The organism is Burkholderia diffusa (genome assembly GCF_902499115.1).
Taxonomy (GTDB): domain Bacteria; phylum Pseudomonadota; class Gammaproteobacteria; order Burkholderiales; family Burkholderiaceae; genus Burkholderia; species Burkholderia diffusa.
In genome coordinates this window covers 50,738-62,664 of sequence record NZ_CABVPN010000027.1, presented here as the reverse complement: position 1 = coordinate 62,664, position 11,927 = coordinate 50,738, and the positions used below count along the sequence as shown (strand labels likewise).

Genomic DNA, 11,927 nt, shown 5'->3' with positions numbered 1-11,927 from the left:
AGCGGGCCGCACCGGACGATCGAAGGGTGCGCCGGCGGCGGCCATCGTGAGCGTACCCGGTTTGACGTTTCGGATATCGAAACAGGAGGTCGGCGGCTGCCTGCACGGCGTCGTCAACCGATTCAAGGGATTTGCCGGAAATTTCATGTCGACGGAAATCATCGAAGAAAACACGCAATCGCAAGCGGGCGCTACGTCCGTTCCCGTCATCGGCTCCGACGCCGAAGCGATCGACGTCGCACACCAGGTCGCGGCGCGACTGGCGGAGCACGCCGCGCTGCGCGACCGCGAGCGGAAACTGCCGTTCGTCGAGATCGAGCTGTTCTCGTCGAGCGGCCTGTGGGGCATCACCGTCCCGCGTGAATACGGCGGCGCGGAGGTGTCGAGCGTGACGCTCGCCGAAGTGATCGCGATCGTGTCGCAGGCGGACCCGTCGGTCGGCCAGATACCGCAGAACCACTACTGCCTGATCGAGTACATCCGTCTCGAAGGCAGCGACGCGCAAAAGCGCTTCTTCTTCGATCTCGTTCTGAAGGGCACGCGCTACGGCAATGCGTTTTCCGAGGCCGGCGGCAAGAACGTGCTCGATATCCAGACGCGCGTGCGCCGCGACGGCGACGCGTTCGTGCTGAATGGCCGCAAGTTCTATTCGACCGGCACGCTGTTCGCGCACTGGATTCCGGTGCTTGCGCTCGACGAGTCGGACCAGGCGGTGCTCGCGTTCGTGCGGCAGGGCGCGCCGGGGCTGACCGTGGTGGACGACTGGAGCGGCTTCGGGCAACGCACGACCGCGAGCGGCACGGTGATCGTCGAGAACGTGCGTGTGAGCGCGTTCGAGATCTTCCACACGCAGCGTTCGTACGACCGCCCGACCTTCGCGGGCCCGTTTGCGCAGATCACGACCGCCGCGATCGACCTCGGCATCGCGCGCGCCGCGCTGCAGGACACGATCGCGTTCGTGCGGCAGCATGCGCGCCCGTGGATCGACAGCGGCGTCGAACGCGCGAGCGAGGACCCGCTGACGGTCGCGCAGATCGGCGATATCGCGTACCGCGTGCATGCGGCCGAAGCGCTGCTCGCGCGCTCGGGGCGCTTCGTCGACGCGGCGAAGCACGAGCCGGGCGAGGAGGCGGTCGCGCAGGCCGCTATCGCGGTCGGCGAGGCGAAGATCGCGACGACCGAAGTGTCGCTGCTTGCCGCGAGCAAGCTGTTCGAACTCGGCGGCAGCAAATCGACGCTGGCGAAATACAACTTCGACCGCCACTGGCGCAACGCGCGCGTGCACACACTGCACGACCCGGTGCGCTGGAAGTACCACGCGATCGGCAGCTACTACCTCAACGGCGTGAAGCCTGCGCGCCATTCCTGGAATTGACGGGCGGCCGCCGACGCCGACGCGGCGCACGCCGCACCGGTTCATCCCTGACGAGGCAAATCGATGAGTTATCCGGCAACATCCGCGCAGGCGCTGCCTGCGCAAGACGCCGCGCGGCAGGCGGGCGGCCTGCGGCGCAACTACCTGAGCCTGCCCGAACTGATCGCGCAGTCGATCGGGCTCGTCGGCGTGTCGGGCGGGATCGGCGTGCTGATCCCTGCCGTATTCGCGACGGCCGGTAACGGCACGTGGCTTGCATACGTGTTCGCCATCGTCGCGCTGCTGTTCTCGTCGTGGAGCATCTCGGTGTTCGCGCGGGATTCGGCGTCGCCGGGCGCGCTATACGCATACGTGTCGGCCGGCATCGGACCGATCTGGGGCGCCATCTGCGGCTGGTCGCTGCTGATCGCCTATGCGGTGGCAGCAGCAGGCATCCTGCAGGGAACGATCAACACGTTTCTCGTGCTCGGCCGCGAAACGGGGCTGCTCGGCAGCGCGACGCCGGTCGGCACGGTGCTGGGCCTCACGATCGTTACCGCGTTCGCCGCGTGGTATATCGCGTTTCGCGACATCCGGCTTTCCACGCGCTTCACGCTGCTCGTCGAACTCGCGACGTTGCTGCTGATCGCCAGCGTCGTGATCGCGACGATCGCGTTCGGCACGCATCCGGTCGATCGCGCACAGCTCACGCTCGAAGGCGTGAAGCCGACGCAGCTTCAGCTCGGGATGGTGCTCGCGTTCTTCAGCTTCACGGGTTTCGAGAGCGCGACCGTGCTCGGCGCCGAGGCGCGCGATCCGTTTCGCGCGATTCCGCGCGCGGTGCTGATCAGCGTGGTCGGGCCCGCGATCCTGTTCGTGATCGGCGCATACGGAATGGTGAGCGCGTTCCACGGCCAGACGCCGCCGCTCGACCGCGTTGACGGCCCGCTCGCGGTGCTGGCGCATCGACTGGGCGCCGGGTGGATCGGCGTGCTGATCGACGCGGGAGTGGCGTTGAGCTTCTTCGCGGCGTTCTTCTCGTCGATCAATGCGGCGGCGCGGATCGTCTACACGTTCGGGCGGCAGGGTGTGCTGCATGCGTCGACCGGGCGTGCGCACGCGACGAATGCGACGCCGCACGTCGCAGTCGCGTTGATTGCGGCGCTGGCGCTGGCGACCGCGCTGGTGTTGACGGCGCGGGGCACGGCGCTGCTCGATTCGTACGGCTATCTCAGCTCGATCGCGACGTATGGCTGGCTGCTCGCCTACGTGCTGGTCGCGATCGGCGCGCCGCTTTATCTGCACCGGCAGCGCAAGCTTCGCGCGCGGCACGTGGCGATCAGCGTCGTTGCCGTCGTGCTGCTCGCGATTCCGCTCGCCGGCAGCGTGTATCCGGTGCCGGAAGGCGTCTACGCATGGCTGCCTTATGTGTTCGTCGCGCTGCTGGCGATTGGGCTCGGGTGGTTTCTGGTGCTGCGCGTTCGGTTTCCGGAACGGTTGCGCGAGCTGGAAGCCGAACTGCTGACGAAGTGAATGCGCTGCATCGACGGCGCGTTCAAAGCTTGATGTGCGTGACAGCCGGCAGTGTGGCGTCTGCTGGCCGATTTCATTTCAGACATACTCGCGGCCATTACGCCACACCCGCCATCTTCGATGCGTCGACAACCATCTGCACACCGAGGCCGCCGAGGATAAGACCCATCGCCCAGCGCTGCGCGAGCAGCAGCATCGGGCGCCCGTGCAGGAACTTCGCGATGCTGCTCGAGCAGATCGCCACCAGCCCGTTTGCCGACGCGAACGCGACGATCAGCAGTGAACCGAGAAACAGCGACTGGCCGAACACACTACCTTGCCGGTAGTCGATGAATTGCGGCAGCAGCGACACGAACAGCATCGCGAGCTTCGGATTCAGCACGCTGGTCGTCGCGCCCATCGCCAGCAGCCGCAGCGGCTGCTCGTTAGGCAGTGTCCGCACCTCGAACGGCGAACGGCCGCCGGGCCTGACCGCCTGCCAAGCGAGGTACAGCAGGTAGGCCGCACCGATCGCGCCCAGCACGCTGCCCGCATAAGGCACGCTCATGAACAGCGTCGTGATGCCGAACGCCGCGCCGAACATGTAGAACAGGTAACCGATCATCACGCCGGCCAGCGAAATGAGCCCGGCCGCGCGCCCTTGCGCGATCGAGCGCGACATCACGTAGACCATGTTCGGCCCCGGCGTGACCGCGAGCATGCCGCCGATGGCGAGAAATCCGTAGAGCGATCCGGACGTATGCATGTTTTCCGCTTCCTGCAACGAGTGCTGACGGGATTCATTGTCCGACCGTGGAGGTGAACAGTAAAACGGGATAAACTGAATCGATTGATCAGATTTTCTGAATAAAATGAAGAAGCTCGACCTCGATGTGCTGGCGATGGTGGTGGCAGTTGCGGAATCCGGATCGTTCGCGCAGGGCGCGCAGGCCGTGCATCGGTCGCCGTCGGCGGTGAGCATGCAGATCAAGGCGCTGGAAGATGCGCTCGGCAAGCCGCTCTTCATCCGCGATACGCGCAACGTGACGGCCACCGACGACGGCAGGACGCTCGCCGAATACGGGCGCCGGATGCTGGCGATGCGCGACGAGGCGTGGGCGTCGGTGGTGCGCCCGGAGATCCGCGGTCGCGTGACGATCGGCGTGCCCGACGACTACATCTCGTCGCTGCTGCCGCAGGTGCTCGGCAAATTCGCCGCAATGCACCCGCGCGTGGAAGTGCGCGTGATCGGCCAGCCGAGCAGCGCACTCGTGCCGATGCTGAAGGACAACACGGTCGACCTCGCGTGTCTCACGCGGATCAAGGGCGTGACCGGCGAGCTGATCCGGATGGAGCCGATCGTCTGGACCGGGTCGCCGAAACGGAACGTCTGGGAAGAGCGGCCGCTGCCGGTGGCCTTTTTCACGCACGGCGGCAGCATGGCGCGCGATCACGCGATCAAGGCGCTGAACCGGCAGCACATCCCGTTCCGGATGTCGTATGAAAGCCCGAGCTACCTCGGGCTGCTCAGCATGGTCGAGGCCGGGCTCGCTGTCGCGCCGCTGGCGCGTTGCTGCATTCCCGATCATCTCGTTCAGCTTTCGGAGGCCCACGGGCTGCCGCCGCTGGGGGAGCTCGAGGTCGTGCTTGCGCGCAGTGCGCAGTCCGCGCGTGCGCCGTGCGACTACCTCGCCGAGCAGATTCTCGACGAATGGCGCGCGTGACCGGCGATCATCGGATCGCGGCCTGACCCGCGGTGTTTCAGCACGAGTTCAGCAACCATTCGCGGAACGCCACGAGCGACGGCAGCGTTTCGTTCCCCGGCGGATAGACGAGGTAATAGCTGCGCTGGCTGGTAATCGCGTCACCGATCGACACGAGCTCGTTGCGGCTCAGTTCGTCTTCCACCAGCACCTTCGGCACCAGCCCGATCCCCATCCCGGCCCGCACGGCCTGGATCAGGTGCGACGTCAGCTCGAAGCTCGGGCCGATACGCATCTGGCGATGGTCGAGCCGATAGTGCGAGAACCATTCGGCCCACGCCTGCTGGTTGCTCGTTACGCCCAGCAGCGTCTGCTGCGCGGCCCAGGCAGGCGTGCGTGCTTCGGCCTTGCGGCGCCTGCCCGCGTCGGGGCTCGCGATCGCGATCAGGAACTCGTTGTACAGCCGATGCGCGTGCAGGCCGGGCCAGTCGTCCGCGCCGACGGTGATGGCTGCGTCGAGGTCGTCGTTGAGGAAATCGATCGCGCCGATCCGCGAATGAAGGTGCACGGTCACACCCGGATGCGCCGCGTAGAAGTCGTGCAGGTGCGGCAGCAGCCATTTCGATCCGAACGTCGGCAACGTCGCGAGCCGCAGCGTCCCGGCGCCGGCCTGGTGGGACATCGCCTGCAGCGTCGCGCCGCGGATGCGCCCCAGTGCGCCGCTCAGCTCGACGAAGTAGCGGCGCCCGACTTCGGTCAGCTTCACGGAACGGCCCTCGCGCCGGAACAGCGGCACGCCGAGTTGATCCTCGAGCGTCTGGACCTGCCGGCTGATCGCGCTCTGGCTCAGCGACAGTTCCTCGGCTGCACGCGTGTAGCTTTCGTGCCGCGCGGCTGCCTCGAACACGAGCAGCAGCGACATCGATGGGGTGAGGCGACGGTAATTCATGAGTTTTATGCAATATTCGCCGGATGAGAATTCGTTTGTTTCTCGCGGAATTTACAAAGATACTGGAATTCCCGGTCGCGTGGAAACTTGCTCAAAACTCATGTTTCCGAGCACGCGAGCACACCGGTTCGTCCACCTTGCGCTTTTACCCCATGTCGATCGCCCCGTTGCCCCGTCCCGCCAGCCCGCCCGCGAACGCGTACCGTGACTTTCTCGCCGCCCTCCAGGCGGCCGGATTCGCCGGGGAAATCCGCGCGGACCATGCGAATCGGACGGTTCAGGCCACCGACAACTCGATCTACCAGCGCCTGCCGCAAGCGGTGATCTGTCCCGCGCATGCGGACGACGTCCGGCTGGTGGCCCGGCTGCTCGCCGAGCCCGCGCACCGCGACGTCGCGGTGGCGGCGCGAGGCGGCGGCACGGGCACCAACGGGCAGTCGCTGACCGACGGTGTGGTCGTGGATCTGTCGCGCAACATGAACCGGATTCTGGAAATCAACGCGGACGAGCGCTGGGTGCGCGTGCAGGCGGGCGTCGTCAAGGACCAGCTCAACGCCGCGCTGAAGCCGCATGGCCTCTTTTTCGCGCCCGAGCTGTCGACGTCGAACCGTGCGACGGTCGGCGGGATGATCAACACCGACGCGAGCGGGCAGGGCAGCTGCACGTACGGCAAGACACGCGACCACGTGCTCGCGCTCGACTTCGTGCTGATGGGCGGCGAGCACTTGCACAGCGACGCGCTCGCGGACGACGAACTGGAGCGCCGCTGCGCGCGGCAGGACCGCATCGGCAAGGTCTATCGCACCGCGCGCCGCATCAGCGACGACAAGGCCGCGCTGATCGAAGCGAAGTTTCCGAAGCTCAATCGCTGCCTGACCGGCTATGACCTCGCGCACCTGCGCGAACCGGACGGCCGCTTCAACCTGAACAGCGTGCTGTGCGGCGCCGAAGGCTCGCTCGGCTTCGTCGTCGAGGCGAAGCTGAACGTGCTGCCGATCCCGAAGTATTCGGTGCTGGTCAACGTGCGCTACGCCGGCTTCATGGACGCGCTGCGCGATGCGCGTGCGCTGCTCGAACTCAAGCCGCTGTCGATCGAGACGGTCGACTCGAAGGTGCTGATGCTCGCGATGAAGGATTTCGTGTGGAGCAGCGTGGCCGAGTATTTTCCGCAGGACGACGCGCGTCCGACGCTCGGCATCAACCTGATCGAATTCAGCGGCGACGATGCCGACGACGTCGATGCGCGCGTGCGTGCATTCGTCGAGCATTTGCGCACCGACACGAGCGTCGAGCGGCTGGGGCACACGCTCGCGGCCGGCGACGACGCGGTGAAGCGCGTGTACGCGATGCGCAAGCGCGCGGTCGGCCTGCTCGGCAATGTGCAGGGCGAGGCGCGCCCGCAACCGTTCGTCGAGGACACGGCGGTGCCGCCCGAGAATCTCGCCGCGTATATCGCCGAATTCCGCGCGCTGCTCGACGGCCACGGGCTGCAGTACGGGATGTTCGGTCACGTCGACGCGGGCGTGCTGCACGTGCGCCCGGCGCTGGACATGAAGGACCCGCGGCAGGCCGCGCTGGTGCGGCCGGTGTCGGACGCGGTGGCCGAACTCACGCGGCGGCACGGTGGCCTGTTATGGGGCGAACACGGCAAGGGCGTGCGCTCCGAATATGCGCCGGCGTTCTTCGGAGAGCTGTATCCGTCGCTGCAGCAGCTGAAGGCCGCGTTCGATCCGCACAACCAGTTCAACCCGGGCAAGATCGCGACGCCGCCGGACAACACGCTGCGGCTGCTGAAGATCGACGAAGTGCCGACGCGCGGCGACCACGACCGGCAGATCGACGAGCGCGTGTGGCAGAGCTACGGCACGGCGATGCACTGCAACGGCAACGGCGCGTGCTACAACTTCGATCCGGACGACGCGATGTGCCCGTCGTGGAAGGTGACGCGCGAACGCGTGCAGTCGCCGAAGGGGCGCGCGTCGTTGATGCGCGAATGGTTGCGTCTGCAAGGACAGGCCGGCATCGACGTCGTCGCGGCGGCGCGCGCGCGGCAGCCGTTCATGCGTGGCCTCGTTGCCCGCTGGCGCAACAGCCGCGCCGCGCGCAGCGGGGAAGCCGACTTCTCGCACGAGGTGTACGACGCGATGGCCGGCTGTCTCGCGTGCAAGTCGTGTGCGGGGCAGTGCCCGGTCAAGGTCAACGTGCCCGAGTTTCGCTCGCGTTTTCTCGAGCTGTATCACCAGCGCTACCTGCGGCCGCTGCGCGACTACCTGATCGGCTCGCTCGAATTCACGATGCCGTGGATGGCGCGCGTGCCCGCGCTGTACAACGGCCTGATGCGCGCCGGCTGGGTGCGCATGCTGCTCGAGCGGCACCTCGGTATGGTCGACAGCCCGCTCCTGAGCCGCTTTGACCTCGCGGCCGTGATCCGGCAGTGGAACGTGCGGCCGGCCGATCCGCGGGCGCTCGCCGCGCTGAGCGATGTGCAGCGCGCGCGCAGCGTCGTGATCGTGCAGGACACGTTCACGCGCTATTTCGATACCGAGCAACTGGCGACGCTGATCGAGCTGGCGGCGCGCGTCGGCTTCCAGGTGTGGCTCGCGCCGCTCGCGCCGAACGGCAAGGCGCTGCACGTGCAGGGCTTCCTTCGCGCGTTCGAGCAGGCGGCGATTCGCAATGCGACCCAACTGGCCGCGCTCGCACGCTCAGGCGTCGCGCTGGTCGGCCTCGATCCGGCGATGACGCTCACGTATCGCCAGGAATACCTGAAGGTGACGGGGCTCGCCGACGTGCCGAAGGTTGCGCTGCCGCAGGAGTGGTTGCTGCACGCGCTGCCGGAGGCGGCGGCGGGCGCGGGTTCGGACAGCGTATCGGCACCGTATCGGCTGCTGCCGCATTGCACCGAGAAGACCAACGCGCCGGACAGCGGCAAGCAGTGGGCACAGGTGTTCGCGCGTCGCGGGCTGCGCCTGGCGGTTCAGGCGGCCGGCTGCTGCGGGATGTCGGGGACCTACGGGCACGAGGCGCGCAACCTGCAGACGTCGCAGGCGATCTATGCGCAATCGTGGGCCGCGCATGTCGATGCGCCGGAAGAGGAGGGCGAAGCGCTGGCGACCGGGTATTCGTGCCGCAGCCAGGTGAAGCGCATGTCCGCGCGGCAGGTGCGTCATCCGCTGCAGGCGCTGCTCGATCACGTGCGTGCGGCGGGGTGACGGGCGGGCCGCGCGTGTGGCGCGGCAGCAGGCGTGACGGTATCGGGCGCGCGCAGGATCGAGCGACACGTGCGATGCCGCGACTGGCGCCCGTCCCGGCTCACGAGCCGGCTTTCGCGGTCTTCCGCACGCGCGGCTTGCGCGCTGCCGGAAACGCACCGACGCCGCGCGGCCGTTTAGGCTCGATACCCGTTTTACCGATGACGTGCCGGAAATCGATCTCGTGCGCGGCCAGCGCACCGATCAGGGTCGCGATGACCGCGAGGTGGGAAGGGACGGTGCCCTTGCTCGAATAGTTCGTGATGGAACTTTCGTTCATCCGGATCAGGCGGGCGAATTCCCGAGCCGTCAACTGCGCTTTCTTCAACTCCTGTTGAAATTCCGCATACGCCATTGCACACATGTTGCTTCATCTCCGCAAAACTTGAATCGGCACCGCACGGCGCCGGCGCCGACGGATGGCGTTCCCGTCGTGCCGGCGTCGCGGGGCGTTACATCTTCACCTGGTCGAGGAAGGTCTTCTTGCCGCTCTTGTAGCCGTAGATCGAGATGATCCCGTGCGTCAGGTCGCCCTTCGCGTCGAACGTCGTCGTGCCGATCACGCCTTCATACTTCGTCGACGGCATCGCCGCGAGGATCTTCGCCGCGTCCGTCGAGTTCGCGCGCTTCATCGCGTCAACCGCGATGTAGACCGCGTCGTACGCGAACGGCGCATCGAACTTGATACCCTGGTTGAAGCGCTTCTGATACTTGGCGAGGAACGCCGCGCCGCCCGGCATCTTCTCGAGCGCGGCGCCGGCCTGCGAGCACAGCACGTTGTCTGCCGCCGGGCCGGCCAGTTCGGCGAGCGAGTCGGTGCACACGCCGTCGCCGGACAGGATCTTCGCGCGCAGGCCGAGCTGCTTCGCCTGCTTCGCGAGCGGGCCGCCGGTGGCGTCCATGCCGCCGTACATGATCGCGTCCGGGTTCTCGCCCTTGACCTTCGTCAGAATCGCGCGGAAGTCGACCGCCTTGTCGTTGGTCGCGTCGTGCGACAGCACCTTCAGGCCGAGCGCTTTCGCCTTCTTCTCGAACTCGTTTGCGAGACCCTGGCCATAGGCGGTCGAATCGTCGATCACCGCCACGCTCTTCACGCCCTTCGACTGCGCGTAGCTCGCGAGCGCCGGGCCCTGCTGCGCGTCGGTCGCGACGACGCGGTAGGTCGTCTTGAAGCCTTGCTGCGTGTAGGTGGGGTTCGTGGCCGACGGCGAGATCTGCACGATGCCCGCGTCGCTGTAGATCTTCGACGCCGGGATCGACGTGCCCGAGTTCAGGTGGCCGATGACGGCGACGACCTTGTCGTCGACGAGCTTCTGCGCGACCTGGGTGGCCTGGCGCGGGTCGGCCGCGTCATCCTGTGCGTCGAGCTGCAGCGTGACCTTCTTGCCGCCAATCGTCAGCCCCTTCGCGTTGATTTCCTCGACCGCGAGGCGCGCGCCGTTCTCGTTGTCCTTGCCGAGGTGCGAGATGCCGCCCGTCGTCGGTTCCACGCTGCCGATCTTCACGACCTGGTCGGCCATCGCGGTCGACGCGGCCGCGAACGCGGCGGCGGCCAGTGCGACGGTGATCAGGGGTTTGCAGCGCATGCCGACAGTGCTTCGTTCCATCTGCCATCTCCGAATTGAATGTCTTTCTATTGACGTCTCGACCGGCCGGCTGCGGGCCGGGGCGATCGGACGAGTCTCCGTACCCATCATGGGCTTCGCTTGCATGCCGCCCGGGCGAGCGACTGCCCCGCGCCTGACGCCATGCAATTCGTATGAATATATCCGAAGCCGATTTTGCGCGCCGCGGCGAATCGCGTAGTGGGCGGCGCGGCACGGTTCGGCGCCCGGACTGCCAGGGTGCCGGATGCCGGAAATCGTGCGCCGCAGCGAGCCAAAGGCTGCGATTCGCTGTCGATGGCCTTACGACGGTATCCATTATTCGGCCGGTCGCAGGGGCGAAGCCATGGACACTGACGTGCGGTCAGTCGGGAACTGTTCGGTCGATTTGTCTGCACAGTTTGGGCGCTCGCCATCGCGCAGCCGGGTTCATGGAAAAGCTTCCTAGAGTGCGACATCTGTCGAGCGCAACTAACGGTCAAGCCCGTCGGCATCGACGAATTGGCGCAGGCCGACGGCCCGCACATTGCACTCGGCTCCGCAGATACCGGAGTTCGCCTGGGCCTGCCCGCTTCCGGCTCGACGGACAGGTGAGGTTACGCGTTGCGATCGCGACCCTGCGACCGCCCGCGCAAGGCGACCAGGATCACGCCGGCAATCGCCAGCAGGCCGCCGCATACCGTCTCGATGCCGGGCCGCTCGCCCGTCAGCATCATCGACAGAGCTGTCGCCACCGCTGGCGTAAGATAGAGAAAGTTGGCGGCGCGCGCCGCACCGAAGTAGCCGAGTGCGAAGGTCCAGGTCGCGTAACCGAGTGCCGCGGGAAATACGCCGAGGATCAATACCGCCAGCGTCGTGTCGTGCGACGCGCCGCCGAGCGAGTCGAGCGCGCCGGGCAGCCAGGGCGTGAGCAGCAGCGCACCGGCCAGCAGCGTGTACGCGGCGCAGGGCAGCGCGCCGTATACGGGAATCAGCCGCCGCTGCAACACGAAATAGCTCGCCGAACACAGGGCCGCACCGAGAATCAGCGTGCTCCCCGAGCCGAGCACAAGCCCGCCCGGCTGCCCGTGCGCAATTACGCCGATGCCGGCGAGGCTGACCAGCGAACCGAGCCATCCCCACCGATTGAATCGTTCGCCGAGAAACATCGCGGCAAGCAGCGCGGTGAAGATCGGCAGCGTGTTCACGATGAAACTCGCCGCGCCGGCCGATACGGTTTGCTCGCCGGTATTGAGCAGTGCGTTATAGAGTGCGATGCCGAGGAAACCGCAGGCCAGGAAGCGCAACGCATCGCGTTTCGTGGGCCTTGGAGGCCGTCGCCATGCAAGCCACGCGATCACGAGCAACGCGGCGGTAGCAAAGCGCGCCGCCGCGAGTTGCAGGGGCGCCAGGCCGTGCAGGCCGATCCGGATGAACGGGAATGCGGAGGCCCACGACATGATCGTGAACGCGACCGCGCCTGCCGCGACGAGCGGTTGTCGCGCGCCGCGCGACGACGGTGAGGAAAGGGTATTCATGCGGCAATGGTGCGATGTCGCGAGATGTTAAGCTAGC

General features: G+C 66.8%; 9 protein-coding genes. 4 read left to right on the top strand and 5 right to left on the bottom strand.

Annotation, left to right across the window (positions count from 1 at the left end):
* The first annotated feature begins 145 nt into the window (after window positions 1-145).
* Window positions 146-1,375: an SfnB family sulfur acquisition oxidoreductase gene (locus BTE28158_RS25080; protein WP_151048021.1), complete on the top strand. Its 1,230-nt coding sequence runs from the start codon at window positions 146-148 to the stop codon at window positions 1,373-1,375.
* Between the two features lie 63 nt (window positions 1,376-1,438).
* Window positions 1,439-2,887 carry an APC family permease gene (locus tag BTE28158_RS25075; protein WP_151048022.1) on the top strand — a complete coding sequence of 483 codons (1,449 nt, stop codon included), beginning with the start codon at window positions 1,439-1,441 and terminating at the stop codon, window positions 2,885-2,887.
* A gap of 97 nt (window positions 2,888-2,984) precedes the next feature.
* On the opposite strand, the gene BTE28158_RS25070 is transcribed toward BTE28158_RS25075, so the two are convergent.
* Window positions 2,985-3,632, bottom strand: coding sequence for a LysE family translocator (locus tag BTE28158_RS25070; RefSeq protein WP_151048023.1), 648 nt, complete (start codon window positions 3,630-3,632; stop codon window positions 2,985-2,987).
* Between the two features lie 106 nt (window positions 3,633-3,738).
* On the opposite strand from BTE28158_RS25070, the gene BTE28158_RS25065 reads away from it, so the two are divergent.
* Window positions 3,739-4,590: a LysR substrate-binding domain-containing protein gene (locus tag BTE28158_RS25065; protein WP_124629304.1), complete on the top strand. Its 852-nt coding sequence runs from the start codon at window positions 3,739-3,741 to the stop codon at window positions 4,588-4,590.
* Between the two features lie 37 nt (window positions 4,591-4,627).
* Here BTE28158_RS25065 and BTE28158_RS25060 read toward each other — a convergent pair whose 3' ends face one another.
* Window positions 4,628-5,518 carry a LysR substrate-binding domain-containing protein gene (locus BTE28158_RS25060; protein ID WP_151048024.1) on the bottom strand — a complete coding sequence of 297 codons (891 nt, stop codon included), beginning with the start codon at window positions 5,516-5,518 and terminating at the stop codon, window positions 4,628-4,630.
* Window positions 5,519-5,670: 152 nt separating this feature from the next.
* Here BTE28158_RS25060 and ydiJ point away from each other — a divergent pair, with 152 nt between their 5' ends.
* A complete protein-coding gene (ydiJ, locus tag BTE28158_RS25055; protein ID WP_151048025.1) occupies window positions 5,671-8,730 on the top strand; it encodes a D-2-hydroxyglutarate dehydrogenase YdiJ in 3,060 nt (1,019 codons plus the stop codon).
* Window positions 8,731-8,830: 100 nt separating this feature from the next.
* On the opposite strand, the gene BTE28158_RS25050 is transcribed toward ydiJ, so the two are convergent.
* The 3 genes from BTE28158_RS25050 to BTE28158_RS25040 all read right to left on the bottom strand — a co-directional run bounded on the left by BTE28158_RS25050 (window position 8,831) and on the right by BTE28158_RS25040 (window position 11,890).
* Window positions 8,831-9,133, bottom strand: a complete 303-nt coding sequence (locus tag BTE28158_RS25050) for a hypothetical protein (protein ID WP_059509270.1) — start codon at window positions 9,131-9,133, stop codon at window positions 8,831-8,833.
* An 88-nt stretch (window positions 9,134-9,221) separates the two neighbouring features.
* On the bottom strand, window positions 9,222-10,376 hold the full coding sequence (locus BTE28158_RS25045) for a branched-chain amino acid ABC transporter substrate-binding protein (RefSeq protein ID WP_151048026.1): 1,155 nt from the start codon (window positions 10,374-10,376) through the stop codon (window positions 9,222-9,224).
* A gap of 593 nt (window positions 10,377-10,969) precedes the next feature.
* Entirely contained in the window at window positions 10,970-11,890 is a 921-nt protein-coding gene (locus BTE28158_RS25040) for a DMT family transporter (RefSeq protein ID WP_124904255.1), read from the bottom strand.
* Window positions 11,891-11,927: the final 37 nt, after the last annotated feature.